Origin of the sequence: Sphingomonas sp. AAP5, from assembly GCF_004354345.1 — a bacterium.
GTDB classification, from domain to species: domain Bacteria; phylum Pseudomonadota; class Alphaproteobacteria; order Sphingomonadales; family Sphingomonadaceae; genus Sphingomonas; species Sphingomonas glacialis.
In genome coordinates, this window is sequence record NZ_CP037913.1 from 271,316 (window position 1) to 297,514 (window position 26,199).

Below are 26,199 nucleotides of genomic sequence, written 5' to 3' on the forward strand. Positions count from 1 at the left end.
GAGAAAAGAGGCTGATATGGCAACCGAAGTCACAGTACCGGTACTCGGTGAATCGATCACCGAAGCGACGCTCGGCGAATGGCTCAAGCAGCCCGGCGACAAGGTCGCAGTCGACGAGCCGATCGCCAGCCTCGAGACCGACAAGGTCTCGGTCGAAGTCCCGTCGCCGGTCGCCGGCGTGATGGGCCAGCACGCGGTGCAGGTCGGTGACACCGTCTTGGTCGGCGCCATGATCGCGACGATCGACGCAGGCGAGGGCGCTCCCGCCACCGCTGCCGCGCCGCAGCCCGCCGTGCTCCAGTCGCCAGCCGCTGAAGCACAGGCATCGCCCGCCGCGACCGCCGGCCAGCAGGCGCCTGCCTCCGACCCGCGCGACACGCCTGCAGCGCTCTCGCCGTCGGTTCGCCGCGCGGTGCTCGAGCACGGTGTCGACCCCGCGACGGTCAAGGGCACCGGCAAGGACGGCCGCCTGACCAAGGACGACGTCGCCGCCGCTGCCGCCGCGACGCCTGCCCCGGCACCCGTCGCCGCACCTCCGGTCTCGGCTTCGGTCGCCGCGTCGACCGGTCGAAAGGAAGAGCGCGTCCGCATGACGCGCCTGCGCCAGACGATCGCCAAGCGTCTCAAGGAAGCGCAGAACACCGCCGCGCTGCTGACGACCTTCAACGACGTCGACATGACCGCGGTCATCGAGGCGCGCGCGAAGTACAAGGATCTGTTCGAGAAGAAGCACGGCGTCCGCCTCGGCTTCATGGGCTTCTTCGTAAAGGCCGCGTGCCTCGCGCTGAAAGACATCCCGAGCGTCAACGCCTCGATCGAGGGCGATGAGATCGTCTATCACGATTATGCCGATATCTCGGTCGCGGTGTCGTCGCCCGGCGGTCTCGTCGTGCCGGTGGTGCGCGATGCCGACCAGATGTCGGTCGCGCAGGTCGAGAAGACGATCGGCGATTTCGGCAAGCGCGCCAAGGACGGCACGCTCAAGATGGACGAGATGAAGGGCGGGACCTTCACCATCTCGAACGGCGGCGTGTTCGGCTCGCTGATGTCGACCCCGATCATCAACCCGCCGCAGGCCGCCGTGCTCGGCCTGCACCGCATCGAGGACCGCGCGGTCGTCGTGAACGGCCAGATCGTGATCCGCCCGATGATGTACCTCGCTTTGAGCTACGATCACCGCCTGATCGACGGTCGCGAAGCGGTGACGTTCCTCGTCGCGCTCAAGAATGCGATCGAAGATCCGACGCGGATCCTGATCGACCTGTAATATCGGATCGCATCTACCCATATTCCGTTCGTGCTGAGCTTGTCGAAGCACTGTCCTTGTCTGTCGGACGGAAGAGAAGGCAGCCCCTCGGCAAGCTCGGGGCGAACGGAGTGACACATGGCTGACTACGATTACGACGTCCTCATCATCGGCTCGGGCCCCGGCGGGTACGTCGCCGCGATCCGCGCCGCCCAGCTCGGCCTGCGCACCGCCTGCGTCGAATCGCGCGAGACGCTTGGCGGCACTTGCCTCAACGTCGGCTGCATCCCGTCGAAGGCGCTGCTCCACGCGAGCGAGTATTTCGACGCCGCCGCCAACGGCACGATGGCCAAGCTCGGCATTAAGGTCACGCCCGAGCTCGACCTTCCGCAGATGCACGCGCAGCGGCGCGACGCGGTCAACCAGCTGACCGGCGGCATCGCCTTCCTGTTCAAGAAGAACAAGGTCACCTGGCTCAAGGGCCGCGGCGCGTTCGTCGATGCGCACACCGTCCAGGTCGGCGAGCAGACCGTCACCGCCAAGGACATCGTCATCGCGACGGGCTCGTCGGTCACCCCGCTGCCGGGCGTCACCGTTGACCAGAAGATCATCGTCGATTCGACCGGCGCGCTCGAGCTCGACAAGGTGCCCGAGCATATGGTCGTGATCGGCGGCGGCGTGATCGGGCTCGAGCTCGGCAGCGTGTGGCGCCGGCTCGGCGCACGTGTCACCTGCGTCGAATATCTCGACCAGATCCTTCCCGGCTTCGACGGCGATATCCGCAAGGAATCGAACAAGGTCTTTAAGAAGCAGGGCATCGAGTTCAAGCTCTCGACCAAGGTCACCGGCGTGACGGTCAACGGCGACAAGGCGACGCTCACCGTCGAGCCGTCGGCCGGCGGCCCAGCCGAGACGATCGAAGCGGATTGCGTGCTCGTCTCGATCGGCCGCCGTCCCAACACCGACGGCCTCGCGCTCGAGAACGCGGGTCTCTCGACCAACCCGCGCGGCCAGATCGACACCGATCACCGCTTCCAGACGAGCGTCCCCGGCGTATGGGCGATCGGCGACGTGATTCCGGGCCCGATGCTCGCGCACAAGGCCGAGGACGAAGGCATTGCGGTCGCCGAGAACATCGCGGGCCACACCGGCATCGTGAACCACGCGGTGATCCCGAGCGTGGTCTACACCTGGCCCGAGATCGCCGGCGTCGGCCTCACCGAGGAAGTCGCGCGCGAGCAGGCGACCAAGAACGGCGGCGAGATCAAGGTCGGCAAGTTCCCGATGGCGGGCAACAGCCGCGCCAAGACCAATCATGATCCCGACGGCTTCGTGAAGATCATCGCCGATGCCAAGTCCGACCGCGTGCTCGGCGTCTGGGCGATCGCGGTGCCTGCGGGCACGATGATCGCCGAGGCTGCGCTCGGCATGGAGATGGGCGCGACGAGCGAGGACATCGCCTACACCTGCCATGCGCATCCGACGCATAGCGAGGCGATGAAGGAAGCGGCGATGGCGGTGAGAGGGAAGGCGATACACGTCTGAGTCTGATCGCGCCAAGCCGTAGCAAAGCTACGGCGCGGCCCCGCCGCGATCAGACCGGCCGGCGGCGCCCGAAGCGCCGACCGACGGCGTGGCTTTGCCACGCCGCTGCCAACCAGGAAGCCAACCGGCCACACCCCCGTTCCCCGGCGAAGGCCGGGGCCCAATAGCAAGGGCGGAGGTAAGCGAGCGGTGTCGCGCGATCGTCGCCTCCAGCACGACTGGGCCCCGGCCTTCGCCGGGGAACGGCTCGGTTGCATCTGCTCGGTCGGCGCGCGCCCTTACGCCGTATCGCGCTGCGTAGCCCGCGCCCCAACCGTCAGCACCGCCGCCGCCCCCGCCGCGATCCACAGCGCGCCGGTCCCGTACGCCGCATAACACCGCGCGCCCGTGATCACCCCCGCGCCGAACCCCAGCCACAACCCAAGATAGCGCGCCCAGTCCCAGCGTGGTCCTTCGCCCATCAGCGCGGCGGCGAGCCCCTGGCCGATCCGCACCAGCGCGCCGGTCATGTACGTCAGCCCGATGCTGACCTCGCCATCGCGCGTGAACACGCCGTTCTCCGCCCCCATCGCGGTCGCCAGCAGCAGCAGCGGCACGATGACCGGATGATATGGCGCAAACAGCGCCGCTCCGCCGAGCAGCAGCGTGACGAGCGCCATCACCGCGACGCGCTGATGGTGTGGCCGCGAACGTCCGATGATCGCCGCCGCCACCACGCCGCTGACGAAGCTCAAGATCAACCCGGCCCCGATCCGCGCGTCGTTGCTCGCCCCGGTGGCGAGCGACACGCCGAGCCGCGTCGTATTGCCGCTCATGAACGAAGCGAAGAAGCCGCCCATGCTCGAATAGGCCAGCGCATCGACGAACCCCGCCAACCCGGTGAGGCACGCTGCAAAGAGGAGGGTGGAGCGCTGATACCGTCGCATCGCGCGACCATGCCCCATGCCCCGCGCCGATGCCAGCGTCGCGCTCGCTGCGCAGGTGGAACGATCCGCGCGCACGGCGGTTTTCCCGCGCGTACCATCACGGTACGTGTCCAACAGGGGTTTCACATGAAGAAGACGATGATCGCGGCGCTGGCGCTGGTCGCACTCCCGCTCGCCGCATGCGGCGGAAATGGCGACGGCAAGCTCGCCAAGCAAGTCGAGAAGGCTGCCGACAACCGCGCCGACGCGATGGAGGCGAGCGCCAAGGACCTCGAGGAGCAGGCCAAGCAGGAGCGCAAGACCGGCGACGAGCGCGCCGACGCGATCCGCGCCGCCGATGTCAACGCCAGCGCGATGACGCCCGAACAGCGCGGCGAAGTCGTCGCCAACGAAGCGGCAGCCGTCCGCTGATCGCTGCGGCGCGCGACCCTGTGTCGCGCGCCGCATTCCCTCGCGCGCCTTGCGCGGGTAGAGCGCTGCGATGCCCTCGCAATTTCCCTGGCAATTCGGCTCCGCGCTGCCCTGGCTCGATCTGTTCGGGATCGCCGTGTTCGCGATCACCGGTGCGCTCGCCGCAATCCGGCATCGCCAGACGCTTGTCACCGCCACCTTCTTCGCGCTGATTACCGGGGTCGGCGGCGGATCGGTGCGCGACCTGCTGATCGGCGCGCCGGTCTTCTGGGTGCATGATCGCTTCGTCGCGGGGATCTGCCTTGCGGTCGCGGTGCTGGTGTGGACGACGCCCGAGCGCTGGTGGAAGGGCACTGCGCTCGACTGGCTCGATGCGGTAGGCCTGGCCGCCTATGCCGTGTTCGGCGCGGCGAAGGCGCTCGCATTCGGCATCCCGCCGGTGCCGGCGGCGCTGATGGGCGTGGTGACGGCGTGCATCGGCGGCGTCATCCGCGACGTGCTCGCGGGCGAGCCATCGATCTTGATGCGGCCGGAATTGTATGTGACTGCGGCGGCGCTGGCGTCGGGGTCGTATGTCGTGCTGGTGAGCGCGGGCATCTCGCCAAGCCTCGCCGCGCCGATCGCCGCTGCGTGCGGTTTTGCACTGCGGGCTGCGGCAATCCGCTGGCGGCTGGCGTTGCCGGCCTATGGCCGGGGCTAACGGTCGCTCAGGGCAGTCGCCAATTCACGTAGCGCATCGCGTGCACCGTCGTCGGCTTTCCGTCGTAGCCGAGCGGCGGGGCATATCGCCCCCGCTTGGTAACGGCCGCACACGAGGCCAGATCGAGCGACTTCGATCCACTCGATTGAATGATCCGACAATCGCCGACCTTTCCATCGGGCTGGATTGCCCAGATCATCATTGTGGTGCCTGCGCTGCCCGCCGAGAGCGCTTCGGACGGATAGTCGTCAGTCGTGATCCAGCCCGCCATTGGTGTAAGCGGCGTTGGCAATGGCGCCTTGTCGCGCTCGGACGGGTCGACACCCCATTGTTTCAGCAAATCGTCCTGGCACGCCCGGAGCGCCGCGGCGGCGCTCTTCATTCCGGGCACCGCGAAGCTCGTGCGGGCTCCGTCGGCCGATGCGATCGTCAGCGCTGAAGAGGTTTGCACGGCCGCAGCGCCGTCTTGCTCGGTCCGGAGGGTCGTGACGATCTGGTTTCTCGCCTTCACGTCATAGACTGCGACCGTGCTCTCGATTGCCTGCCCCGACGGCTGGAGTAGCAACTGGGCTTTAAGGGAGCGTGCACGGGTGGTGGTGGCGCCCGACGAAAGGGTGACGATCTCCAACGCATCGCCCAGTGGCCACGGTTTGAATCCCAGCGTCCTGCGTGCCTGTCCATCTCCATAGTCGCGCGACAGGATGCACGCCGCATCGGCATATTCGACGGTCCATTTGCCGGTCGGCTGCAATGGCGCGTCGGCGGGCGCGGGACCCCCTAGCGCGAGCAGCGCCGCAATCAGCATCGTCTTCATCGCTTGCCCCCAAACCTTGTCGTTGCGAGTTTAACGCCCCATCTCGCCCCTGCAACCGGTCGCTTGCGCCATCCGAACAAATCTGGAACAAACCGCTCCCATGCTGACTCATATTTCCGTGCGCGGCGCGCGCGAGCACAATCTCAAGGACGTCTCGGTCGATATCCCGCGCGATACGCTGACGGTCATCACCGGGCTGTCGGGCAGCGGCAAGTCGAGCCTCGCCTTCGACACGATCTACGCCGAGGGCCAGCGGCGCTATGTAGAGTCGCTCAGCGCCTATGCGCGGCAGTTCCTCGAGCTGATGCAGAAGCCCGATGTCGATCACATCGAGGGCCTGTCGCCAGCAATCTCGATCGAGCAGAAGACCACCAGCCGCAACCCGCGCTCGACCGTCGCGACCGTCACCGAGATCTACGATTACATGCGCCTGCTCTGGGCGCGCGTCGGCATCCCTTACTCGCCCGCGACCGGCGAGCCGATCGCCGCGCAGACCGTCAGCCAGATGGTCGACCGCGTGATGGCGCTTCCCGAGGGCACGCGGCTGTACCTGCTCGCCCCCGTCGTGCGCGGCCGCAAGGGCGAGTATAAGAAGGAACTGCTCGAGTGGCAGAAGGCCGGCTTCACCCGCGTCCGCATCGACGGCGAGATCCACGAGATCGACGAAGCCCCCGCGATCGACAAGAAGTACAAGCATGACCTCGAGGTCGTGGTCGACCGCCTCGTCATCGGCCCCGACATCGCGACGCGCTTGGCGGAAAGCTTCGAGGCCGCGCTAAAGCTCGCCGACGGGCTGGCCTATGTCGACCCCGCCGACCCGGTCGAGCCGCACACCCCCAAGAACGAAGTGCTCGGCGACAACGCGCCCCCCGGCCGCATCGTGTTCAGCGAAAAGTTCGCCTGCCCGGTCTCGGGCTTCACCATCGCCGAGATCGAGCCGCGGCTCTTCTCGTTCAACGCGCCGCAGGGGGCGTGCCCGGCGTGCGACGGCCTCGGCGAAAAGATGCTGTTCGACGAGGAGCTCGTCGTCCCCAACCACGCGCTCAGCATCAAGAAGGGCGCGGTCGTGCCCTGGGCCAAGTCCAACCCGCCGTCGCCTTACTACATGCAGGTGCTCGGCAGCCTCGCGCGCGAGTTCAAGTTCGAGCTCGACACGCCGTGGGAAGACTTGCCCGAGACCGCCCGCGACACGATCCTCTACGGCACCAAGGGCAAGGCGGTCACGCTGACCTTCATCGACGGCAAGAAGTCGTACGACGTCAAGAAGCCGTTCGAGGGCGTGATCGGCAACCTCAACCGCCGCATGCTCTCGACCGAGAGCGCGTGGATGCGCGAGGAGCTGAGCAAGTACCAATCCTCCGCGGCGTGCGAGGTCTGCAAGGGCGCGCGCCTCAAGCCCGAGGCGCTCGCGGTCAAGATCGGCATGCGCGACATTTCGAGCGTCACGCGCCTGTCGGTGGTCGACGCGCTCGCCTGGTTCGAGCAGGTCCCGAGCCAGCTCGGCGACCAGCAGAATGCGATCGCCGAGCGCATCCTCAAGGAGATCCTCGAGCGGATCGGCTTCCTCAACAATGTCGGGCTCGATTACCTCAACCTCGACCGCACCTCGGGCACGCTGTCGGGCGGCGAGTCGCAGCGCATACGCCTCGCGTCGCAGATCGGCAGCGGCCTGTCGGGCGTGCTCTACGTGCTCGACGAGCCCTCGATCGGCCTGCACCAGCGCGACAACGACATGCTGCTCAAGACGCTGCGCCGCTTGCGCGATCTCGGCAACACCGTGCTCGTCGTCGAGCATGACGAGGACGCGATCCGCACCGCCGACTATGTCATCGACATGGGGCCGGGCGCCGGCGTCCACGGCGGCCACATCGTCGCGCAAGGCACGTTCGAGGAAGTCCTTGCCAACGAGAACAGCATCACCGCCGACTATCTCTCGGGCCGCCGCGAAGTCGCCGTCCCCAAGACCCGGCGCAAAGGCAACGGCAAGAAGATCACCGTCCACAACGCCACCGCCAACAACCTCAAGGGGGTCACCGCGAGCCTCCCGCTCGGCACCTTCACCTGCATCACCGGCGTCTCGGGCTCGGGCAAGTCGAGCTTCACGATCGACACGCTGTTCGCCGCCGCCTCGCGCACGCTCAACGGCGCGCGCATCGTCCAGGGCAAGCACGACAAGATCACCGGCCTGCAATATCTCGACAAGGTGATCGACATCGACCAGTCGCCGATCGGCCGCACCCCGCGCTCGAACCCGGCGACCTATACCGGCAGCTTCACCCAGATCCGCGACTGGTTCGCCGGCCTCCCCGAAAGCTTAGCCCGCGGCTACAAGCCCGGGCGCTTCAGCTTCAACGTCAAGGGCGGCCGCTGCGAGGCGTGCCAGGGCGACGGGCTGCTCAAGATCGAGATGCACTTCCTCCCCGACGTCTATGTGACGTGCGACGTCTGCCACGGCGAACGCTACAATCGCGAGACGCTCGAGGTGAAATTCAAGGGCAAGAGCATCGCCGACGTGCTCGACATGACGGTCGAGGATGCGGTCGAATTCTTCAAGGCGGTCCCGCCGATCCGCGACAAGATGGCGATGCTGCAGGAAGTGGGCCTGGGCTATGTCAAGGTCGGCCAGCAGGCGACGACGCTGTCGGGCGGCGAGGCGCAGCGCGTCAAGCTCGCCAAGGAACTGTCGCGCCGCGCCACCGGGCAGACGCTGTATATCCTGGACGAGCCGACGACGGGGCTGCACTTCGAGGACGTGCGCAAGCTGCTCGAAGTGCTCCACCAGCTGGTTGAGCAGGGCAATACGGTGGTGGTGATCGAGCACAACCTCGACGTCATCAAGACCGCGGACTGGGTGCTCGACCTTGGGCCCGAGGGGGGCGTGAAGGGCGGCGAGATCGTCGCGCAGGGGACGCCTGAGGTGGTGGCGAAGGCGAAGGGGTCGTTTACCGGGAAGTATTTGGCGCCGTTGTTGAAGGGGCGATAGCCGTGGATGGGTCGGCTATTCCCAAAGTCGGCCACCCTTCGAGTGCTGCTAGGTCTAGGTCGGTGAATTCTGCGAACATTGCTGCGAACTTTGATGCTCTTGGCTTTACGACAAAGTCAGCGTTCAGAACTTCGGCGTAATTTTCCCTATTAGCTTTCAACCAGCTAATATATTCATCACAAAGAATATCGTTGTATCGATCTTTGCAAAATCCAAGCCACGTGTCGTACTCACTTTTCGAAAGGCAAGAAGCTGCGAGCATCAGGGCGGGCTTCTCCCAGTCGCTCAGATCGGCGAAACGTGTCTTCGCTTCTCTGAAAAAAGCTCGATCCCCAATCCTACCCTTGAGAAGGATCTTTTGGCGTCTCTCAATAACTGTATCACCAAGGCTCAGCTTATCCAGCGATTCGACCGTAATCGCAAGAGCGCCGGAAACGAATAAGTGACTTACCCAGATTCGTGCCAGCGCCATCTCGACGTACGGCCTTTCCTTGGCAATCGATATTATTCGATCTGCTATTTCGCTCGCCAACTTGGGTTGGCGCTGCGCCAGCGATCCTATTAGAATACAAAAATCTCTGGGAACATAATAAAGAAGCTTTGAGAATCGATTTAGAAAAATGAGTGGATCCGTCACGCCGGTTGCGCGAAGAGCTTTCAGAATTAATTTAACCGAGGTATAATCTATTGACGCGCTAGAAATAATATTTTCTAGTTTTATTTCTAGAGTGTCTGGGTCGACGTCCAGTGCGACTGCTTCTTCTATATCCTCATCATCGTATATGGCCTGAATGTAACGATCTAACGCTTTTCGTTCACTATCTGAAAATACATCGCTAAACTTTGATTCTATTTCTTCAATTATTGCTGACTGCGGGAGAATTCGAGTCTTGCTTGCGTTAAGGGAGAGTCCCTCTGTGAGCATGAGATATTCCGCAAGTCTACAAAGCGCCGTATGAGCGGCCTCGGGGCTCTCTACGAATATCTTGAAATCATCGACATAGCGCGTAAACGAAATTCCCTGCTGACGCAGCATCTCGTCAATATCTATTAGCACTCCCTCTGCTATTATGCGTGAGGCTGCCGTTCCAACAGGGAGGCCGTACGATTGCCGTGCCCGAGAAGTCTTTATTATATTTTCGATGATTTTTCGAGCCGAGTTCGGTGCCTTAATGTCATCTAAAACATGCTCAATGCGATGAAAATATATTCTGCTGTAAAAATCAGCGATATCTGTCTCAAGGACCAGTTTCTCTCTCGAGAACGGGTTGTCTGGTGTGCATAGGGTAGTGACCGACACCAACCAGTTATGGTAGGAGCATTCGTTGGAAAAAAATTGGGCGGCACTTTCATCAGGCTCATAGCGATAAGAAAATGCACCTAGCTCTATGTCGAGGCGTTTCTCGTCGATGGCCGGCGCGACGCTCAGTGCCGCTGCGGTGTAAAGCAGGGTATCAGTCGCGTAGAGCTGATGAGCAATGCGGAATGAAGTTTGTGTTTTAGGGCTTAGAACCTCAAAAGCGCCTACTGGCTTGTAAGTGCCGAACTGCAATCCGCATAATTTTTTGACGACAGCATCAGCTGCGTTCGCGTAAAACGCGAATTCGAAAAGCGGTGGAAGAATGTCAGTGTCACCCAGCTCGGCAAGATGACAGATTGCGCGGCGAAATGTTGGATCGTCCATTTTTCGATAATACGTACTTTCGAAGTATAGCCAAGGCCATTTGATTGCACGAGGGCTCTCGATCCTTGAACTTTATTCTGACCGCCCGACAACCCGAATCCCCCGGCCGGCCCAAGTTCCGACGCTCGCCCGCACCCGTAAGAACAGCCAATCTGGGATCGCCCCATAAAAGGGCGTGCCGTCGTCGATTACGCGCACATCCGGCCCCGGCCAACGGAAACTGTTGACCTCCCGCGTGACGATCCAACTGCGCGCGCGGTCGAGGCCAAGGTCGCGCTTGACCAAAGGCGGCAGTTCGATCGCATCCTCGGGTCGTTCGGGCGGCCTGTGGGTCACCGGTGCGACCAGCACGCGCAACCGGTCTCCTGTCTCCTGCGTCGCGAGCACGACCACGCTCGGGCGGTCCTTCAGCCCATCTTCCTGCCCGGCGTCGGCCTCGCGCGCCCACAGATAGGCGTAGGAGAGGACGTCACCCGGCTGCGGGATCGGCCAGCCGCCGCCCCGCTTCACGGGAGCGCTCGCCGGGTTCGGCGTTTTGGATGGCGTCGAGCGTTTCGTCATCCAGATCCTCCACCCGGATCGCTTCGCGATCGCGCCGTTTCAGCCGCTCATATTCCTCGAGCGAGAGCATCACCACGTCGGTCGCGCCGTGGCGGGTGATCCCGATCGGGCGCTGCATCGCCTCGTCCATGTAGAAGCCGAAGCGCTCGGGGAGATCGCTGGCGGATACGGCAAGCATGGGTTTTGACATGGCGCGGACTCAGTCGATGACGAGGCCAATACTACACTGAATTTCGCTGTCGGCCTATGGGCGGGATGCGGTTTTGGCGCTGCTGCCGCCACGACGACCGGGTACTTCGCTTTGGCGAGCGGCATAAGGTCGGCAGGATTATACAAACGGCTCCATCACCCCGCTCACCACCAACAACCCACAAACCCCCGCCAGCATAGCCGCATTCGCCCGCCGCCCCTTCACCAGCAGCAGCGCGATCAGCAGCCCCAGCACCCCGAACCCGCCCACCAGATACACCAGCACCACCAGCCCGTTCCCCACCGGCTCCACCACCTCGGGCCGCGGATGGACCGTGTCGAGCACGACGCCCCCGACCCAGCTCGCCACATTCGCGGTGAGCAGCCCGCCGATCACCAGCCGGTTCTGCTTGTCGTACCATTCGTCGAAATCGGGCCAGTCCTCGGGCGTGTCGGGAAAGATCAGCGTCGCCGCGAGATAATAGACGCCGACCATCGCCAGCACGCTGAGCAGCGTGACGTAATTCGCACTGATCTGCTCGCGCGCATCGAAGGCGAGCAGCCAGAAGCTCGTCAGGTCGAGCATCACCACGAGCCCGAGCAGCGGCGTCGGCCAGCCGATCCGCACCGGCCGCGCGCCGCGCTTCAATTTCAACGCCCGCGAAAAGCCGTTGAGCACGGCGGCGAGCGCCAGGCCCAGCACCAGGCCGAACAGCGTGAACACCAAACCAAATGGACTCATCGTGATTTCCCCCCGGATATCAGGGGGAAGGCTAGCGCGGTCGAGGCGGGGCGTCGAGTCTTGCGCGCCGCGAGGAGGGGGGGCGCAGCAAAGCCGCGCTGCGGCACCACACCGTCTGCCGCTGTGGCAAACCCCGATCATCGGCCAGCGCTGTCGCGCCGCCGCGCGGGCCGCGGCGGGGGCGCTCGTCGCTTGCTGCGCAAAAGCCTCGCCGGCGCGGCGTGAAAAAATCTCGCGGATGGGGCTGTCCTACAGCGCTATGTTCCGTATATGTTCCGAGTCCTCGCTACTCATGGAGAGGACCGACTCATGCCGTCAGACTCGACCCAGCCGCCATCCGACACCGCGCCCGTGCGCGATCCCGCGTCCGATCACCCCGCGCCCCCGCAAACCCCCGACGCGCCACCCCAGCCGCGCACCCGCCACGATCCGCATGCCGCGATCAGGGCGCGGATCCGCAAGCTCCAGCGTGCCGGGGCGGCGCGCACGCCCGAGGCCGCGCCCCATCCCCTGCGCTCGCCGGAGCCCGCCCCGAAGCGCCGTCGCCGCGCCAACGGCATGGTGTGGCGCGACGTCTCCGCCACCGGCTGGACGACCGACAAGCAGCGTGCCTTTCTCGAACATCTCGCGACGCACGGCTGCGTCAGCCACGCCGCGGCGCATGTCGGCCTGTCGAAGCAATCGGCCTATGCGCTGCGCCACCGCGGTGGGCGCACGATGTTCGCGCTCGCCTGGGAGGTCGCGGTCCGCTCGGCGCGCAAAGCGCTGCTCGACGAAGCGTTGGAGCGCGCCTTTGCCGGGCGGTCGCTGCCGGTCTGGTATCGCGGCGAGCACGTCGGCGAGCGCATCGTCCATAACGACCGGCTGCTGATGCAATTGCTCGCGCATCCCTTCGAGCCGATCGATTCGGCGTATGACGCGGCGTCGCTGGCGCAGGCCTGGCCGACGTTGCTCGCGCAGGTCGATGCCGAGCTGCCGTTCGACATGAAGATGCTGCGCACGCGCGACGCCGATCATGACGAAAACGGAAACGATGACGGGCGATAAGGACAGCTCCGGGGGTCAATCGAGTCAAGCGCGCACGCTTCGTCGCACGCTCCCGACCGTATCGCGCGCCGCGCCGGGTCGCTCCGCCGCGCGGCGGGGCGGCGGTGGCGGGCAACCTTATCGCCGCCCGCGCATTGCGCTTGGATACGATAACAGGAGGATTCGAATGCGCACCCTCACTCTCGGCCTGTTGGCCGCTTGTACCCTCGTCGCCGGCTGCGACGAATATGGCGACAGTTACGGCGGCGGCCCGCGCCGCGGCTATGGCGGCGGCTATTCGCAATACGATTACGACCGGCCCGATCCGGCGTATAACGGCTACGATGCCTCGCGCTATTACCGCGACGACAACCGCCGCTATCAGGAGCGCCGGCTGAGCAACAACGACCGCGTCTATCGCGGCAGCGACGGGCGTTACTATTGCCGCCACAGCGACGGCACGACCGGTCTCGTCGTCGGCGGGATCGCGGGCGGCGCGCTCGGCGCGGCGATCGCTCCGGGTGGTTCGGGCGTGCTCGGTGCACTGCTCGGTGCCGCCGGCGGCGCGCTGGCCGGCCAGGCGATCGACAAGGACAGCACGCGCGACGCGCGCTGCCGCTAACTTCCTCGCGCGCGGTGGCCCCGGTCGCCGCGCGCCCGATTTTTCAGAATGAGATGTGACATGGCCAAGACCCAGCTTCCCAAAAGCGCCACCAAGCGCGCCCCCGCGCCGCAGGCTGCCAGCGCCACGCCTGCGATCAGCCGCACCGCGGCCTGGTCGATCGGTGCGGTCGTCGTCGCGGCGGGCGCCGGGCTCGCCGCCTTCCTGACGCGCGGGCGGATCGCGAGCGCGCTCGCCAAGGCGTCGGGAACGGCCGAGGGGCATGTGCCGACCGACCTGCTCGATCCCAAGCGCAATGCCGATGACCGCGCGATCGCCGATTTCCGTCCCGACATGGATGCGGTGATGACCGCCGCCGAGCGCGAGGCGCTGCGCCCGCCGGTCGGCAAGCCGTCGATCACCGCGTCGAACGGCTCGATGAACGCGATGACCGCGCCCGCGAACTAGGCGCTAGCGCCGCGCCCGCAGGGTGGCTCAGGCCGCCGTGCGGGCGAAGCGGCGATGGACTTGCCGCCGCAGGATCGCCTGCCACAAGGGGATCGTCAGCAGCCCCATCTGGCTGAGCGGCGCGATGAAGAAGGCAAGGCCGAACGATGCCGTCGCGCCGAGCACTACGCCGATGCCGCGGATGCGGACCTGGGCGATCGTCTCGGGTGCGGTGTCGGCGCGGACGATACCCGGGCTGGTGGTGCGATATGTCACCCACATGCTGAGCAGCCCGGTGACGATCAGCGTCAGCGCATAGAGCGCCGACGGGACGAGTGTCCCCAGATTGGCGCTCATGAACGCGGTCGCGAAGGGCATGAACACGATCGCGCAGAGCATCAGGATATTGGGCGCGAGCAGCTTGTCCGAATAGCGCCCCGCCAAGGCGAAGGCGCGGTGGTGCCCGGTCCAGAACGCCGCGATGACGAAGAAGCTGACGAAGAAGCCGAACAAGCTCGGGCCGAGATCGGCGAGCGCTTGGAGAAAGGCGGCGGGCGACGCCCCATGTGGCAGATGCGGCGGGTGCACCTCGATGATCAGCAGCGTGATCGCGATCGCGAACACGGCGTCGGAAAAGAAGATCAGCCGCTCGAGCGGGTGATCGGGCCCTGCATGGCCGTGCTGGTCGCTCATACGTATCGTTCCCCCGCGCCCCCTATCGCCGAGCAGGGCGCGCCGACGCAAGCCGGATTGTACAGCGCGACCCCGCATCCCATATCGCCCTCCATGAGCGAGAACAAAATTGTGTGGCACGGCACCACGATCCTGTCCGTGCGCAAGAATGGTCGCGTCATCGTCGCCGGGGACGGCCAGGTGACGCAGGGCCAGACGGTGATGAAACCCAATGCGAAGAAGGTGCGGCGGCTGGGCGACGGATCGGTGATCGGCGGCTTCGCCGGCGCGACCGCCGATGCGTTCACGCTGTTCGAGCGGCTCGAGCGCAAGCTCGAACAGCATCACGGCCAGCTGTTGCGCAGCGCGGTCGAGCTCGCCAAGGACTGGCGGACCGACAAATATTTGCGCAACCTCGAGGCGATGATGATCGTCGCTGACAAGGACGTGACGCTGATCCTGACGGGCAATGGCGACGTGCTCGAGCCCGAGGCCGGGATCGCCGCGATCGGATCGGGCGGCAATTTCGCGCTCGCCGCAGCGCGCGCGCTGGCGGATTATGAGGCCGATGCCGAGACGATCGCGCGCAAGGCGATGGCGATAGCGGGCGAACTCTGCGTCTACACCAACGACCGGCTGACGGTCGAAGGGCTCGACACGAGCGCGTGATGCGCGTCGCCCCGGCGGAGGCCGGGGCCGCTAGGCTCTAGCGCGCGCCCTTGCACCATAGCGGCCCCGGCCTCCGCCGGGGCGACGGAAGCAGATATGAACCAGGACCTCACCCCCAAAGCCATCGTCGCCGCGCTCGACGCGCACATCATCGGCCAGGCCGACGCCAAGCGCGCGGTCGCGGTCGCGATGCGCAACCGCTGGCGCCGCCAGCAGCTCGCACCCGATCTGCGCGACGAGGTCAGCCCCAAGAACATCCTGATGATCGGGCCGACCGGCTGCGGCAAGACCGAGATCAGCCGCCGGCTGGCCAAGCTCGCCGACGCGCCGTTCATCAAGGTCGAGGCGACCAAGTTCACCGAAGTCGGCTATGTCGGCCGCGACGTCGAACAGATTGCGCGCGACTTGGTCGAGGAAGCGATCCGGCTCGAGAAGGAACGCCGCCGCGGTGCGGTCAAGGACAAGGCCGAGGAAGCTGCGATGGCGCGCCTCCTCGACGCGCTGACTGGCAAGGGCGCGAGCGAGGCGACCCGCGAGGCGTTCCGTCAGCGGCTGCACGACGGCCATCTGCGCGACACCGAGATCGAGATCGAACTCGAGGCGGCGCCCGCGATGCCGTTCGAAATGCCCGGCGGTGGCGCTCAGATGATCAACCTGTCCGAGATGATGGGCAAGGCGTTCGGCGGTGGCCAGCTCAAGCGCCGCAAGCTGAGCGTGCCCGCCGCCTGGGACAAGCTCGTCGAGGAAGAGGCCGACAAGCGGCTCGACCAGGACGAGCTCAGCCGCGCCGCGATCGCCGATGCCGAGGCGAACGGAATCGTCTTCCTCGACGAGATCGACAAGATCGCGGTGAGCGACGGGCGCGGCGGATCGGTCAGCCGCGAGGGCGTGCAGCGCGATCTCCTGCCGCTGATCGAGGGAACGACCGTTGCAACCAAATACGGGCCGATGAAGACCGATCACGTGCTCTTCATCGCGAGCGGCGCGTTCCATGTCGCCAAGCCGTCCGACCTGTTGCCCGAGCTGCAGGGGCGTCTGCCGATTCGCGTCGAGCTTAAGGCGCTGACCGAGGACGATTTCGTTGCGATCCTCTCCGACACCAAGGCGTCGCTGACGCAGCAATATGTCGCGCTGATCGCGACCGAGGGCGTCGGCGTCGAGTTCACCGAGGACGGTATCCGTGCCGTCGCGCGGATCGCCGCCGAAGTGAATGGCGAGATCGAGAATATCGGTGCGCGGCGGTTGCAGACGGTGATGGAGAAGCTGCTCGAGGATGTCAGCTTCAATGCCGAGGATCGCGGTGGCGAGACCGTGGTAGTCGATGCGGCGTATGTCGAAACGCATCTGGCGAGCATCGCGCGCAACACCGACCTCAGCCGGTTCGTGCTCTAACAAGGCGGGGCATCGTCTTCGCCTTCAGCACTGTCGCAGCCCCTCCCGTTCGCCCTGAGCCTGTCGAAGGGCACTTCGCCGCTTGCGCAAGGGGGGGGGGGTGCGGCGGGGCTTCGACAAGCTCAGCCCGAACGGGTCTGGAGTGGCGCGCTTTAGCGAGGCTGCGGCGGCTTCGCCCTGGAAACGGCCCGGTTCCTACCGCGGCTTGTCCCACGGCACGAAGCTCCCCAGCCGACAGCGCGGCCCAGGGATCGTGCTGCCCGTGCGTTCGAGCGTGTAGAATTGATCGTTGCGGCACAATTGCCCGCCATAGACCTCGGTAACGACGATCGCATCGTCGTCGAGCCCGGGGCAGCCATCGGGCAAATCGTTGCGCCATATCCGGCCGCCGTCGCGGTACAGCAAGGTGTGGTCGCCGATAACTTGCGGCGCGCCGACGCGGCTGGGTGAAACGCAGGTCTCGGGCTTGCCCGGCGTCCGGCCCGCAAGCGCCTTGGCGAGATCCTTCGCATCGTCCGATGCGGTAGCCCCGCCCATCGCCGCCACCAGCAGCAGCCCGCGGATCACGGCCTGCGATAGGGGACGAAGTCGCCGAAGCTGCAGCTTCCGCTCGGCGTGCTCGTGATGAGATCGGCCGTCCGCACGATATCGCCGCGGCAGAACTGGCTGCCGAAGGTCTTGGTGATGATCGCATCGCCACGCCGTAGGCCGAAGCAGCCGCCGCCGGTATCGTTGACCATCACGTCGTTGCGGCCGTTCTTGTAGAGGATCTTGTCGCCGACGCGCGTCGAGTCGCGATACCGGAAGGTGTCGATGCAGCTTTGCGGCTTGCCCGGCACGAGGCCGGCAAGCTGCTTGTCGAGCTCGATCTGATCGCGCGCCGCTTCACGTGCGCGATACTCTTTCGAGTCGGCGGACAGCGCGGCGCTCGCGCCAGCCAGCACGATGAGCGGAAGGATGAAGCGGAACATGCGATCGGTCCTTTTCAAAACGCTTGCGGCCCCATCCGCGTCATACCGCAGATACGGCTAGAATGCATCCTTGGCTGCACGCCGCTCGGCGAGCTGGTCGGCCGATGTCGCGCGCAGGAACGGGTTGGTCGCTAGCTCAAGCGCGATCGTCGTCGGAACGGTCGGCTCCCCCGCTGCGCGCTGCGCGTCAACCGTAGCCATCCGGTCGGTGACGGCCTGATTGTCGGGCTCGGCAGCGGCGGCATACCGGCCGTTCGACTGCGTATATTCGTGCGCGCAATAAACGATGGTCTCGGGTGGCAGCGCCGCGAGGCGTTGCATATTGCCGTACATCTGCGCGGCATCGCCCTCGAACAGCCGCCCGCAGCCCATCGCGAACAGCGTGTCGCCGCTGAAAAGTGCAGCGTCGTCGGCCATGTAGAACACGATGTGCCCGGCGGTGTGGCCGGGCGTCTCGATCACCCGCGCGACATGCGTGCCGATGCGCACCGAATCGCCTTCGCGCAGGCCGTAATCGAGCGTCGGGATCTTGCCCGCTTCGGCGGCGGGGCCACTAACCACTGCGCCGAGCGCCTTGATCGCGGCATTGCCGCCAGTGTGATCGGGATGCCAGTGCGTGTTCCAGATCTGCGAGATCGTCCAGCCGCGCGCCTTGGCGGCGGTAAGCACGGGGGCGGCGTCGCTCGGATCGATCACCACGGTCTCGTCGGAGACGGGGTCGTGCACCAGCCAGACATAATTGTCGCTGAGCGCCGGGATGCGGACGATCTCGAGCGCGCCTGCCATCACCATTCGCCGGTGTTGGGCATCGACGCCCACGGCTCGGCCGGCGCCAGCGCGCCGCCTTCCTGGAGCAGTTCGATCGAGATGTTGTCGGGGGTGCGGACGAACGCCATGTGGCCGTCGCGGGGTGGGCGATTGATCGTCACGCCGCCATCGTGCAACCGCTGGCACGTCTCGTAGATATTGTCGACGCGGTAGGCGAGATGCCCGAAATTGCGCCCGCCGGTATAGGGTTCGGGATCCCAATTATGCGTCAGCTCGACCTGCGCGTCATGGTCGCCGGGGGCGGCGAGGAAGATCAGCGTGAAGCGGCCCTTCTCGCTGTCCATCCGCCGCACTTCCTCGAGCCCGAGCAGCTTGAAGAACGCGATCGTCGCGTCGGGATCGGTGACGCGGATCATGGTGTGGAGATATTTCATCGGCGCGCTCCATTGTGCTTTGCGCCGAGATAGGCGCGCGCGAGCAGCGATGCCACCCCGATGCGTTCCAAAAGCGTCAGGGCTTGGCGGTGAACTGCAGCAATGCGGCGGCGGCGGCCTTTCCGGCGGCGCTGTCGGGCCGCAGCGTGACGGCTTGCTGCCACGCGGCGCGCGCGCCGGCTTCGTCCTTCGCGAACGCCGCGATATTGCCCGCCTCGAGCTGGACCGCTGGATCGTCGCTGCCGCGCCGCAGCGCTTCGGCGATGTCGTGCTGCGCGCGGACGATCTGGCTCTGCCGCCGCGCGAGCGTCGCCGAGAGCAGCCACGCGAGCGGGTCTTCGGGCACCTCAGCAAGCGCGCGGTCGAGATCGTCGCGCGCCCCGTCGAGATCGCCCCCGGCAACCATCGCGCGCGCGCGGTCGAGATGCGCTTCGCCCAGCGGCAGCCCGCTCAGCGAGCCGCCCGCGAGTGCCGCGTCGAGCGCGGCGCGCGCCCTGGTCGCATCGCCCGAGGCAAGCCAGGCGTTGCCCGCTTGCGCCCAGTAATTGACCGCACGGCCGTCGCCGGCCTTTTCGGCGGCACGCGCGGCGGCGTCGAACGCGGTCGCGGCGGCGGGCCAGCGCTGCTCATTGGCATAGGCCATGCCGAGGCACTGCCCGGCGAGGAAACCGCCGCCGGCGAGTTGCCACTGCCCGGCTTCGGCTTCGGCCAAGGTCGGGTTGTTGGTCGCCAGATCGAGGCACTTTTCGTAGCGCTGCGACGGCGGCGGGGCGGGCGGGCCGATCGGCGCGGCGCTTTGCGCGAACAAAAGGGGAGCGAGCAGCAACAGGGTCATAGATCGGCCATCACACTTTCGAGCGTCGCCTCGAGCAACGCGAGGTCGGCGTCGCGCGACAGGCGGTGGTCGCCTCCCTTCACCAAAGTAAGCTGCACATCGGCTGAACGGAGCTGCTCGACCAGATGGATCGAGCGGTTGGCGGGCACTTCGGTATCGGCCATGCCGTGGAGCAGCCGCACCGGCACGTCGATCGCCAATCCGGCGAAGAGCACGCGATTGGCCTCGCCCGATTGCCAGAAGGCGCGGGTATAGACCATCGGCAGGTCGGCATAGCGCCCGACCTTTTCGAGCCGGCCTTCGGACAGGATCGCGAGCTTCTGTTCGACGGTGAAGCCCCAGTCGGTGAAATCGGGCGCCGCCGCGATCCCGACGAGCGCCACCACCTTTTCGGGATGGTCGCGCGCGACGAGCAGCATCAGCCAGGCGCCCATCGATGATCCGACCAACACCGCGGGGCCGCCTGCGGCTGCGTCGAGCATCGCGACGACATCGTCGCGCCAGCCGGCGAGCGTCTGTTCCTCGAAGTCGCCCTCGCTGCTGCCGCAGCCGCCATAATCGAAGCGCAGATAGGCGCGGCCTTTGCGCTTCGCCCACGCCTCGAGCGCGAGCGCCTTACTGCCCTCCATGTCCGAGCCATAGCCTGGCAGGAAGACGATCGTCGGGCCGGTGCCCTCGGTCAGATGATAGGCGAGTGCGGGGCGGGCGGGGGTGGGGGAGAGCGTGTCGGTCATGGCGCCGGGGCTTAGCGCAAGATCGCGGGAGGGGAAATCGCGCTTTCCTCAGCCTCCCGTTCCCCGGCGCAGGCCGGGGCCCAGTCGCGGGCAGCTGCAGGGAAGCGCTGCGCTCTACCGGCTCGCGCTTCGCTGCTGGGCCCCGGCCTGCGCCGGGGAACAGGAGCGAGTTGGCCTGTTATTGCGCTTCCACGAACGCGACCACCGCGGTCTTGAACGCCTCGGGCTGGTCGAGCATCACCATGTGCGCACTCTCGGCAATGTCGGCGAAGGCGATATGCGCCGCGGCGGCGTATTGCTTGCGATAGAAGGCGTCGGCCTTCGCCTTTGGCAACGTCGCCGCATTCCACGGATAGAGCATCGTGATCGGCGTCGCGATCGTCGCGAGCGACGGGCGCAGGTCGGTCGTCAGATCCTCGTACATCGCCTCGCCGGTGACGCGCGGATCGGCGGCCTTCGCCCAGGCGGACATCGTGACGACGCTGCCGGGCTTGAGCGCGAGTCCCCGCGTTTGCGCCGCGACCATTTCGTCGCTCAGCGGCTTGCCATAACTGGCGACGATCCCGTCGCGCATCTTGGCAGCGTACGGCGCGACCATCGCGGGCGTCGGATCGACCCCGGGCGGGGCCATGATCACCGCGAAGAACGGCAGCGAATCGACGATCATCAATCGCGACAGGTCGCTCGGATGCGCTTTTGCGAGCATCAGGCCGACCAGCCCGCCCATCGAATGCCCGACGACCAGCGCCTTCTGCAGCTTCTCCGCCGCGATATAGCCGTCGAGATCTGCGACGATCCCATCGAGCACGCCGGGCTGGAGATTGGCCCCCGGATCGTCGCCGCCGAAACCGTTGACCTGCACCAGGATGACACGGTGCTTCGCGGCGAGCGCGGGCGCGACGCCGTCCCATACCGCGCGCGGGGAGGCGAGGCCGGGGATCAGGATCACCGGGCTGCCCGTGCCGATCGTCACGATCGAGATATGCGGCAACCGCACCTCGGGTGTCGCCGCAAGCGGCGCCGCGAGGGCGGGCGTGGCGGGAAGCAGCGCGAGCGCGGCAACGAGGCAGGCTTTGACGACAGGCTTCACGCTACATCTCCTTTGGAGGGGCTGGCAAAAATCGCTTCGATCGGGAGCTCGAACAGTTCGGCGATGCGGAAGGCGAGCGGGAGCGAGGGATCGTAGCGCCCGGTCTCGATCGCGTTGACGCTTTGGCGCGATACGTCGAGCCGCTCGGCGAGATCGCCCTGGCTCCAGTTGCGCTCGGCGCGGAGCACCTTGAGGCGGTTGATCATGCCGCGTCCTCGCCGCGCCGCTCGATCACGGCGTTGACCGCCGATCCGAGGCCCAGCCCGGCAAACCATGCGATCGGCACGAAGAACAGCGGCACGTGCGGCGCGTGTGCATAGACTTCGAGAAACCCCCAGCCGGTCGCGAGCGTCATCGCAAAGCCCGTCGCGACCAGCGCCTTGCGCACTTCGAGCATCCGCCGATATTCGTCGCGCAGGTCGATCAGATAGCGCCCGATGATCCAGAACACCGCGCTGAGCGGGAACGCGGGGAGCAAAGCGATCAGCCACAGGAGCGGCCCCTCGGCGTGGAGCGCGCGGATCAGGAAGGGCGATACCCAGACCAGCACGGCGTAGAGTGCCATCGCGGGGACGAAGCGGCGCAGATAGGCGCGGTCGGCCGGGTCGATACGGCGGCTCACAGCGCGGCGTCCGCGCCGAACAGGCGATCGGCGCAGTTGCCCAGACCCAGTCCGCCGAACCATAGCACCGCGACGTAATAGGGCTCGACATGGCCGACGAGGTCGAACGCCTCGAGGAAGCCCCACAAGGTCGCGGCGCTAAGCGCGAAGCCGCTTGCCCACAGTGTCTGGCGGACCATCAGCATGCGCAGATATTCGTCCCGCTCCTCGAACAGATAGCGCCCGATCGCGACGAATACGCCGATGATCGGCAGCGCCGGCAGTACCGCAACGATCCAAGCGGCGGGGCCGGCGACGCGGTGATGCTTGAAAGCATAGACCGCGGCAAGCAACGCGGCGGCGTACAGCAGCGCCAGCCAGAGCGTGCGGACTTGATAGCGGCGGGCGGCAACGGTGCGCGACATGGAAAGCTCCCTTTCACGTTTGTGAAGGAGGCTTTACAGTCAAGGTCGCTTGTCTGTCAAGCGAGCTTTCCATCCGGTTTGTGCTGCGGGTCTACCTCTTCCGTCACCCCGGCCTTGTGCCGGGGTCTACCGGGATGCGCGTACTACAGCGACCACTCGCGCGGCGCGGTGGACCCCGGGACGAGCCCGGGGTGACGACGGGGCGAGTGAACCAGCCCGAACTTACGCGCCGATCGCCCGCGCGACGGCCTCAGCCACCTTGATCCCGTCGACCGCCGCCGACAGAATCCCCCCGGCGTACCCAGCGCCTTCGCCCGCCGGGAACAGCCCGGAAGTGTTGAGGCTCTGGAAATCGTCGCCGCGCGTGATGCGGAGCGGCGAGGAGGTGCGCGTCTCGACGCCGGTCAGAACCGCGTCGGGATGGTCGTAACCGGGGATCTCGCGGCCGAACTGGACGAGCGCCTCGCGCATCGCGGTCACCGCGAACTCGGGCAGGCATTGCGCGAGGTCGGTCATGTGGACGCCGGGCTTGTACGACGGCACGACGCTGGCGAGCTTGGTCGAGGCGCGCCCGGCAAGGAAATCGCCGAGCAATTGCGCCGGCGCGGCATAGGTCGATCCCCCCGCGACGAAGGCGCGCGATTCCCAATGGCGTTGCAATGCTATCCCGGCGAGCGGATCGCCGGGATAATCGCGCGCCGGGTCGATCCCGACGACGAGCCCCGAATTGGCGTTGCGCTCGTTGCGCGAATATTGGCTCATGCCGTTGGTCGCGACGCGGCCCTCCTCCGATGTCGCCGCTACCACCGTTCCGCCCGGGCACATGCAGAAGCTGTACGCCGTGCGCCCGTTCTTGGCGTGGTGCGACAGCGCGTAATCGGCCGCGCCGAGGATCGGGTTGCCGGCATTGGGGCCGAAGCGCGCATCGTCGATCCACGATTGCGGATGCTCGATGCGGACGCCGATCGAGAAGGGCTTGGCCTCGAGATAGACGCCCTTGTCATGCAGCATCGCAAAGGTGTCGCGCGCGCTGTGGCCGACCGCGAGCACGACCTGTTCGGCTTCCAGATAATCGCCCGTATGCAGGTGCAGCCCGCGCACTTTCCGCGTGCCATCGGCGGCGGTCGCCACGTCGATCCCGTCGACACGCGTCTCGAAGCGATATTCGCCGCCGAGCGCTTCGATCGTCGCGCGCATGCTCTCGACCATCGTGACGAGGCGGAAGGTGCCGATATGCGGGTGCGCCTCGGTCAGGATCTCAGGCGGCGCGCCCGCCTTGACGAATTCGATCAGCACCTTGCGATCGAGATGCCGCGGGTCCTTGATCCGGCTGTAGAGCTTGCCGTCGGAGAAGGTCCCCGCGCCGCCCTCGCCGAACTGGACGTTCGATTCGGGGTTGAGGACGCTCTTGCGCCACAGACCCCAGGTATCCTTGGTGCGTTCGCGCACGACCTTGCCGCGATCGACGATGATCGGCTTGTAGCCCATCTGCGCGAGGATCAGCCCGGCGAACAGGCCGCACGGGCCGGTGCCGATGACGACCGGGCGCGGGCCGCTATAATTCGCGGGGGCCTGGGCGACGAATTTGTACGCCGTGTTCGGCGTCGGCTGGACGTGGCGGTCCTTCTTGAAGCGCGCGAGCACGGGGGCTTCGTTGCGGAGCGTGACGTCGACCGAATAGACGAGCTGGATGTCGCTCTTGATCCGCGCATCGTGCGCACGCCGCGCGATCGAGAAGCGGACGAGGTCGCGCGGGGTGATCCGCAAGCGATTGCGGATCGCGGCGGTCAGTTCCTCGTCGGCATGGTGGAGCGGGAGCTTGAGTTCGGTGATGCGGAGCATCGCGACGCTGTAGCGGGGAAGGAGGCGTTCGGGAATGTAGTTCCTCCCCGGCACGGGGAGGGGGACCGTGAGCATTCAGCGAACGGTGGAGGGGGCTGGCAACGGGCGCAGCGCACGTGGCCCGCCCCCTCCACCCCTCGGCTGCAGAAGCCGAGCGGTCCCCCTCCCCGTGCCGGGGAGGATTAAGGGTTCAGATCACATATTCGACGGTGCGGCGCTGCAATTCATCCGCGCTCGCCGCCGCGCGCTTCGCCACGATCTGCGCGTTCAACCGCATCACTGTGCGGCTGCCGGTGGTCTTGAACGCGAACGGCAGGAACGCATGCACCACGCCGGCAAGCCCGCCGCCGATCATCGTCATGCCAAAGCGCGAGGCGACGAGGAAATGCTCGCCGAAGGTCTCGCCGACCGAGGCGGGGTGATCGAGGAACAGGCGGCGAAACATAAGGCGGCTCCTTGTAGGTCAGCGCAGTCTAGCGGCAATCTGTGGCAACATGTCGGCAGCAAGCTGGCTCAGCGTATCGTCGCGCGCCCCCATTACCACGATCCTGTCGCCGGGTCGCGCCTGCGCGACGATCCACGCGGCGGCATCGGCGCGGTCGGCGAGGTGATGGGCTCGCGCGCCGATCTCGGCGACGATGTCGGCGCTGGTCACTTCGCGCGCGACGGTGCCGCCCTGATAGACCGGGTCGGGCAAGACGAGCCGGTCGTCGCCGCCGAGCGCATCGCGGAACATCGCGACCAGTTCGGTCCGCATCACCTTGAGCGGCCCATAGCCATGCGGCTGGAACAGCACGAGCAGCCGCCCGGGGAAAGCATGCAACGTCGCCAGCGTCGCGGCGATCTTGTCGGGGTTGTGCCCGAAATCGTCGAGCACGGTGACACCGGCAGCCTCCCCGACCAGCTCGAAGCGGCGCTTGAGGCCGGTGAAGCCAGCGATCGCGGCGATGGCTTCGGGAAGCGGCACACCGGCTGCGCGCGCCGCGCCAAGCGCCGCGAGCGCGTTCGACACGTTGTGCCGCCCCGGAACGGCGAGCCGGACCGCGTGGGTCGCGCCAGCGGCGATCAGATCGAACCCGATGGCGAACGGCTCCGGCGCAAGGTTGCGCGCGCTCAGGTCGGCGTTGGCATCGACCGCGAAGGTGACGAGCTTTGCCCGATCGAGCGTCGATGCGAGCGCGGCGGTCTCGCTGTCGCCGATATTGAGCACCGTCGTCTCGGCCTTGCCTGCGAACTCGCCGAACAGCGCGCGCAACTCCTCGAGCGACTTATGGTCGAGGCTGACATTGTTGAGCACTGCGATCTTCGGCGCATAGAGCGCGATCGACCCGTCGCTCTCATCGACTTCGCTGACGAACGCCTCGCCCGCGCCGACCAGCGCGCTGGCAAACGGCGCATCGGGGCTCGCAAAGTTCTTCATCACCGCGCCGTTCATCACGGTCGGGTCGCGCCCGCAGGCGTGGAGGATCCAGCCGATCATCCCCGTCACGGTCGACTTGCCGCTCGTCCCGGCAACGCCGATCGGCAGCGCGCTCGCGTTGAACAGCGAGGCGAGCAGTTCGGGCCGGCTGAGCCGTTGCGCCCCGACGCGCTCGGCAGCGACGATGTCGGCCACCGAGGCTTCCACAGCGGCCGAAGCGACGACGATCTGCTCGGCCGAGGTCACGCCCGAGCCGTCCTGCGGGAACAGCGTCACGCCCTTTGCGGCAAGGTCGGCGAACTTGGCGGGCAGCGCGCCGCGATCGAGCGAACGGTCAGAACCCGCCACGCGCGCACCGCGCCCGGCGAGGATCATCGCGAGCGGCATCATGCCGCTGCCGCCGATGCCTACGAAGAAATAGGGGGCGAAGAAGTATGATTTGCCGTTGCTCATGGCCGGGGGCTATCGCGG

General features: G+C 66.3%; 30 protein-coding genes. 10 read left to right on the forward strand and 20 right to left on the reverse strand.

Annotated elements, in window-relative coordinates; all coding sequences use genetic code 11:
- Positions 1 to 16: 16 nt before the first annotated feature.
- On the forward strand, positions 17 to 1,267 hold the full coding sequence (gene odhB / locus E2E30_RS01210; RefSeq protein ID WP_133186476.1) for a 2-oxoglutarate dehydrogenase complex dihydrolipoyllysine-residue succinyltransferase: 1,251 nt from the start codon (positions 17 to 19) through the stop codon (positions 1,265 to 1,267).
- Between the two features lie 117 nt (positions 1,268 to 1,384).
- Complete coding sequence (gene lpdA / locus E2E30_RS01215; protein WP_133186478.1) at positions 1,385 to 2,791, forward strand: dihydrolipoyl dehydrogenase; 1,407 nt, start codon at positions 1,385 to 1,387, stop codon at positions 2,789 to 2,791.
- Positions 2,792 to 3,069: 278 nt separating this feature from the next.
- Here the strand turns inward: lpdA and E2E30_RS01220 are convergent, their stop codons facing one another.
- Positions 3,070 to 3,792 (reverse strand): YoaK family protein, encoded by a 723-nt coding sequence (locus E2E30_RS01220; RefSeq protein ID WP_240699006.1) that lies wholly within the window; start codon positions 3,790 to 3,792, stop codon positions 3,070 to 3,072.
- Positions 3,793 to 3,843: 51 nt separating this feature from the next.
- Here E2E30_RS01220 and E2E30_RS01225 point away from each other — a divergent pair, with 51 nt between their 5' ends.
- Both E2E30_RS01225 and E2E30_RS01230 read left to right on the forward strand, forming a co-directional pair.
- Positions 3,844 to 4,128, forward strand: a complete 285-nt coding sequence (locus E2E30_RS01225; RefSeq protein WP_133186480.1) for a hypothetical protein — start codon at positions 3,844 to 3,846, stop codon at positions 4,126 to 4,128.
- A gap of 70 nt (positions 4,129 to 4,198) precedes the next feature.
- Positions 4,199 to 4,828, forward strand: coding sequence for a trimeric intracellular cation channel family protein (locus tag E2E30_RS01230; protein WP_133186482.1), 630 nt, complete (start codon positions 4,199 to 4,201; stop codon positions 4,826 to 4,828).
- Between the two features lie 7 nt (positions 4,829 to 4,835).
- Here the strand turns inward: E2E30_RS01230 and E2E30_RS01235 are convergent, their stop codons facing one another.
- Positions 4,836 to 5,642, reverse strand: coding sequence for an energy transducer TonB (locus E2E30_RS01235; RefSeq protein WP_133186484.1), 807 nt, complete (start codon positions 5,640 to 5,642; stop codon positions 4,836 to 4,838).
- A gap of 100 nt (positions 5,643 to 5,742) precedes the next feature.
- On the opposite strand from E2E30_RS01235, the gene uvrA reads away from it, so the two are divergent.
- On the forward strand, positions 5,743 to 8,625 hold the full coding sequence (uvrA, locus tag E2E30_RS01240) for an excinuclease ABC subunit UvrA (RefSeq protein WP_133186486.1): 2,883 nt from the start codon (positions 5,743 to 5,745) through the stop codon (positions 8,623 to 8,625).
- On the opposite strand, the gene E2E30_RS01245 is transcribed toward uvrA, so the two are convergent.
- From E2E30_RS01245 to E2E30_RS01260, 4 genes are all read right to left on the reverse strand, one after another.
- The gene (locus E2E30_RS01245) at positions 8,585 to 10,309 is read right to left on the reverse strand and encodes an RNA-directed DNA polymerase (protein ID WP_133186488.1); all 1,725 of its coding nucleotides are present in this window, start codon (positions 10,307 to 10,309) and stop codon (positions 8,585 to 8,587) included. The two genes, uvrA and E2E30_RS01245, sit on opposite strands and share 41 nt — an antisense overlap.
- A 72-nt stretch (positions 10,310 to 10,381) precedes the next feature.
- On the reverse strand, positions 10,382 to 10,819 hold the full coding sequence (locus tag E2E30_RS01250; RefSeq protein ID WP_133186490.1) for a growth inhibitor PemK: 438 nt from the start codon (positions 10,817 to 10,819) through the stop codon (positions 10,382 to 10,384).
- Positions 10,779 to 11,060 (reverse strand): type II toxin-antitoxin system prevent-host-death family antitoxin, encoded by a 282-nt coding sequence (locus E2E30_RS01255; protein ID WP_133186492.1) that lies wholly within the window; start codon positions 11,058 to 11,060, stop codon positions 10,779 to 10,781. Before E2E30_RS01255 ends, E2E30_RS01250 begins: the two co-directional genes overlap by 41 nt.
- Before the next feature lie 138 nt (positions 11,061 to 11,198).
- On the reverse strand, positions 11,199 to 11,801 hold the full coding sequence (locus E2E30_RS01260; RefSeq protein ID WP_133186494.1) for a hypothetical protein: 603 nt from the start codon (positions 11,799 to 11,801) through the stop codon (positions 11,199 to 11,201).
- Between the two features lie 309 nt (positions 11,802 to 12,110).
- Here E2E30_RS01260 and E2E30_RS01265 point away from each other — a divergent pair, with 309 nt between their 5' ends.
- The 3 genes from E2E30_RS01265 to E2E30_RS01275 all read left to right on the forward strand — a co-directional run bounded on the left by E2E30_RS01265 (position 12,111) and on the right by E2E30_RS01275 (position 13,896).
- The gene (locus tag E2E30_RS01265; protein WP_133186496.1) at positions 12,111 to 12,848 is read left to right on the forward strand and encodes a hypothetical protein; all 738 of its coding nucleotides are present in this window, start codon (positions 12,111 to 12,113) and stop codon (positions 12,846 to 12,848) included.
- Between the two features lie 166 nt (positions 12,849 to 13,014).
- Complete coding sequence (locus tag E2E30_RS01270; RefSeq protein ID WP_206365622.1) at positions 13,015 to 13,449, forward strand: hypothetical protein; 435 nt, start codon at positions 13,015 to 13,017, stop codon at positions 13,447 to 13,449.
- Between the two features lie 60 nt (positions 13,450 to 13,509).
- Positions 13,510 to 13,896, forward strand: coding sequence for a hypothetical protein (locus E2E30_RS01275; RefSeq protein WP_133186498.1), 387 nt, complete (start codon positions 13,510 to 13,512; stop codon positions 13,894 to 13,896).
- A 27-nt stretch (positions 13,897 to 13,923) separates the two neighbouring features.
- On the opposite strand, the gene E2E30_RS01280 is transcribed toward E2E30_RS01275, so the two are convergent.
- Complete coding sequence (locus E2E30_RS01280; protein ID WP_133186500.1) at positions 13,924 to 14,568, reverse strand: TMEM175 family protein; 645 nt, start codon at positions 14,566 to 14,568, stop codon at positions 13,924 to 13,926.
- 93 nt (positions 14,569 to 14,661) lie between these two features.
- Here E2E30_RS01280 and hslV point away from each other — a divergent pair, with 93 nt between their 5' ends.
- Both hslV and hslU read left to right on the forward strand, forming a co-directional pair.
- Positions 14,662 to 15,216, forward strand: coding sequence for an ATP-dependent protease subunit HslV (hslV, locus tag E2E30_RS01285; RefSeq protein WP_133186502.1), 555 nt, complete (start codon positions 14,662 to 14,664; stop codon positions 15,214 to 15,216).
- Positions 15,217 to 15,312: 96 nt separating this feature from the next.
- A complete protein-coding gene (gene hslU / locus E2E30_RS01290) occupies positions 15,313 to 16,608 on the forward strand; it encodes an ATP-dependent protease ATPase subunit HslU (protein ID WP_133186504.1) in 1,296 nt (431 codons plus the stop codon).
- Between the two features lie 195 nt (positions 16,609 to 16,803).
- Here the strand turns inward: hslU and E2E30_RS01295 are convergent, their stop codons facing one another.
- From E2E30_RS01295 to E2E30_RS01355, 13 genes are all read right to left on the reverse strand, one after another.
- Positions 16,804 to 17,175 (reverse strand): hypothetical protein, encoded by a 372-nt coding sequence (locus E2E30_RS01295; RefSeq protein ID WP_133186506.1) that lies wholly within the window; start codon positions 17,173 to 17,175, stop codon positions 16,804 to 16,806.
- Positions 17,172 to 17,579, reverse strand: coding sequence for a hypothetical protein (locus E2E30_RS01300; protein ID WP_133186508.1), 408 nt, complete (start codon positions 17,577 to 17,579; stop codon positions 17,172 to 17,174). Before E2E30_RS01300 ends, E2E30_RS01295 begins: the two co-directional genes overlap by 4 nt.
- 57 nt (positions 17,580 to 17,636) lie before the next feature.
- Positions 17,637 to 18,365, reverse strand: a complete 729-nt coding sequence (gene gloB, locus E2E30_RS01305) for a hydroxyacylglutathione hydrolase (protein ID WP_133186510.1) — start codon at positions 18,363 to 18,365, stop codon at positions 17,637 to 17,639.
- The gene (locus tag E2E30_RS01310; RefSeq protein ID WP_133186512.1) at positions 18,365 to 18,781 is read right to left on the reverse strand and encodes a VOC family protein; all 417 of its coding nucleotides are present in this window, start codon (positions 18,779 to 18,781) and stop codon (positions 18,365 to 18,367) included. Before E2E30_RS01310 ends, gloB begins: the two co-directional genes overlap by 1 nt.
- Positions 18,782 to 18,857: 76 nt before the next feature.
- Complete coding sequence (locus E2E30_RS01315) at positions 18,858 to 19,616, reverse strand: tetratricopeptide repeat protein (protein WP_133186514.1); 759 nt, start codon at positions 19,614 to 19,616, stop codon at positions 18,858 to 18,860.
- Entirely contained in the window at positions 19,613 to 20,350 is a 738-nt protein-coding gene (locus E2E30_RS01320) for an alpha/beta hydrolase family protein (RefSeq protein ID WP_133186516.1), read from the reverse strand. Before E2E30_RS01320 ends, E2E30_RS01315 begins: the two co-directional genes overlap by 4 nt.
- Before the next feature lie 178 nt (positions 20,351 to 20,528).
- Entirely contained in the window at positions 20,529 to 21,440 is a 912-nt protein-coding gene (locus E2E30_RS01325; RefSeq protein WP_240699007.1) for an alpha/beta fold hydrolase, read from the reverse strand.
- The gene (locus E2E30_RS01330) at positions 21,437 to 21,646 is read right to left on the reverse strand and encodes a helix-turn-helix transcriptional regulator (RefSeq protein ID WP_133186518.1); all 210 of its coding nucleotides are present in this window, start codon (positions 21,644 to 21,646) and stop codon (positions 21,437 to 21,439) included. Before E2E30_RS01330 ends, E2E30_RS01325 begins: the two co-directional genes overlap by 4 nt.
- On the reverse strand, positions 21,643 to 22,062 hold the full coding sequence (locus E2E30_RS01335; RefSeq protein WP_133186520.1) for a hypothetical protein: 420 nt from the start codon (positions 22,060 to 22,062) through the stop codon (positions 21,643 to 21,645). The genes E2E30_RS01330 and E2E30_RS01335 overlap by 4 nt, the downstream gene beginning before the upstream one ends.
- Positions 22,059 to 22,466 carry a hypothetical protein gene (locus E2E30_RS01340; RefSeq protein ID WP_133186522.1) on the reverse strand — a complete coding sequence of 136 codons (408 nt, stop codon included), beginning with the start codon at positions 22,464 to 22,466 and terminating at the stop codon, positions 22,059 to 22,061. Before E2E30_RS01340 ends, E2E30_RS01335 begins: the two co-directional genes overlap by 4 nt.
- 222 nt (positions 22,467 to 22,688) lie before the next feature.
- A complete protein-coding gene (locus E2E30_RS01345; protein ID WP_133191874.1) occupies positions 22,689 to 24,308 on the reverse strand; it encodes an NAD(P)/FAD-dependent oxidoreductase in 1,620 nt (539 codons plus the stop codon).
- 190 nt (positions 24,309 to 24,498) lie between these two features.
- Positions 24,499 to 24,753 (reverse strand): DUF6356 family protein, encoded by a 255-nt coding sequence (locus tag E2E30_RS01350; RefSeq protein ID WP_133186524.1) that lies wholly within the window; start codon positions 24,751 to 24,753, stop codon positions 24,499 to 24,501.
- A gap of 18 nt (positions 24,754 to 24,771) precedes the next feature.
- Positions 24,772 to 26,181 (reverse strand): glutamate ligase domain-containing protein, encoded by a 1,410-nt coding sequence (locus E2E30_RS01355; protein WP_133186526.1) that lies wholly within the window; start codon positions 26,179 to 26,181, stop codon positions 24,772 to 24,774.
- Positions 26,182 to 26,199: the final 18 nt, after the last annotated feature.

Excerpts from the sequence above, each read along its gene's own strand:
- lpdA (WP_133186478.1), top strand. The coding sequence starts at position 1,385 with ATGGCTGACTACGATTACGACGTCCTCATCATCGGCTCGGGCCCCGGC.
- E2E30_RS01225 (WP_133186480.1), top strand. The coding sequence starts at position 3,844 with ATGAAGAAGACGATGATCGCGGCGCTGGCGCTGGTCGCACTCCCGCTC.
- E2E30_RS01235 (WP_133186484.1), bottom strand. The coding sequence starts at position 5,642 with ATGAAGACGATGCTGATTGCGGCGCTGCTCGCGCTAGGGGGTCCCGCG.
- gloB (WP_133186510.1), bottom strand. The coding sequence starts at position 18,365 with ATGGCAGGCGCGCTCGAGATCGTCCGCATCCCGGCGCTCAGCGACAAT.
- E2E30_RS01350 (WP_133186524.1), bottom strand. The coding sequence starts at position 24,753 with ATGTTTCGCCGCCTGTTCCTCGATCACCCCGCCTCGGTCGGCGAGACC.
- E2E30_RS01345 (WP_133191874.1), bottom strand. The coding sequence starts at position 24,308 with ATGCTCCGCATCACCGAACTCAAGCTCCCGCTCCACCATGCCGACGAG.
- E2E30_RS01245 (WP_133186488.1), bottom strand. The coding sequence starts at position 10,309 with ATGGACGATCCAACATTTCGCCGCGCAATCTGTCATCTTGCCGAGCTG.
- E2E30_RS01310 (WP_133186512.1), bottom strand. The coding sequence starts at position 18,781 with ATGAAATATCTCCACACCATGATCCGCGTCACCGATCCCGACGCGACG.
- hslU (WP_133186504.1), top strand. The coding sequence starts at position 15,313 with ATGAACCAGGACCTCACCCCCAAAGCCATCGTCGCCGCGCTCGACGCG.
- E2E30_RS01340 (WP_133186522.1), bottom strand. The coding sequence starts at position 22,466 with ATGTCGCGCACCGTTGCCGCCCGCCGCTATCAAGTCCGCACGCTCTGG.
- E2E30_RS01315 (WP_133186514.1), bottom strand. The coding sequence starts at position 19,616 with ATGACCCTGTTGCTGCTCGCTCCCCTTTTGTTCGCGCAAAGCGCCGCG.
- E2E30_RS01255 (WP_133186492.1), bottom strand. The coding sequence starts at position 11,060 with ATGTCAAAACCCATGCTTGCCGTATCCGCCAGCGATCTCCCCGAGCGC.
- E2E30_RS01330 (WP_133186518.1), bottom strand. The coding sequence starts at position 21,646 with ATGATCAACCGCCTCAAGGTGCTCCGCGCCGAGCGCAACTGGAGCCAG.
- E2E30_RS01260 (WP_133186494.1), bottom strand. The coding sequence starts at position 11,801 with ATGAGTCCATTTGGTTTGGTGTTCACGCTGTTCGGCCTGGTGCTGGGC.
- E2E30_RS01280 (WP_133186500.1), bottom strand. The coding sequence starts at position 14,568 with ATGAGCGACCAGCACGGCCATGCAGGGCCCGATCACCCGCTCGAGCGG.
- E2E30_RS01300 (WP_133186508.1), bottom strand. The coding sequence starts at position 17,579 with ATGTTCCGCTTCATCCTTCCGCTCATCGTGCTGGCTGGCGCGAGCGCC.
- E2E30_RS01320 (WP_133186516.1), bottom strand. The coding sequence starts at position 20,350 with ATGACCGACACGCTCTCCCCCACCCCCGCCCGCCCCGCACTCGCCTAT.
- uvrA (WP_133186486.1), top strand. The coding sequence starts at position 5,743 with ATGCTGACTCATATTTCCGTGCGCGGCGCGCGCGAGCACAATCTCAAG.
- E2E30_RS01230 (WP_133186482.1), top strand. The coding sequence starts at position 4,199 with ATGCCCTCGCAATTTCCCTGGCAATTCGGCTCCGCGCTGCCCTGGCTC.
- E2E30_RS01275 (WP_133186498.1), top strand. The coding sequence starts at position 13,510 with ATGGCCAAGACCCAGCTTCCCAAAAGCGCCACCAAGCGCGCCCCCGCG.
- odhB (WP_133186476.1), top strand. The coding sequence starts at position 17 with ATGGCAACCGAAGTCACAGTACCGGTACTCGGTGAATCGATCACCGAA.
- E2E30_RS01355 (WP_133186526.1), bottom strand. The coding sequence starts at position 26,181 with ATGAGCAACGGCAAATCATACTTCTTCGCCCCCTATTTCTTCGTAGGC.
- hslV (WP_133186502.1), top strand. The coding sequence starts at position 14,662 with ATGAGCGAGAACAAAATTGTGTGGCACGGCACCACGATCCTGTCCGTG.
- E2E30_RS01265 (WP_133186496.1), top strand. The coding sequence starts at position 12,111 with ATGCCGTCAGACTCGACCCAGCCGCCATCCGACACCGCGCCCGTGCGC.
- E2E30_RS01270 (WP_206365622.1), top strand. The coding sequence starts at position 13,015 with ATGCGCACCCTCACTCTCGGCCTGTTGGCCGCTTGTACCCTCGTCGCC.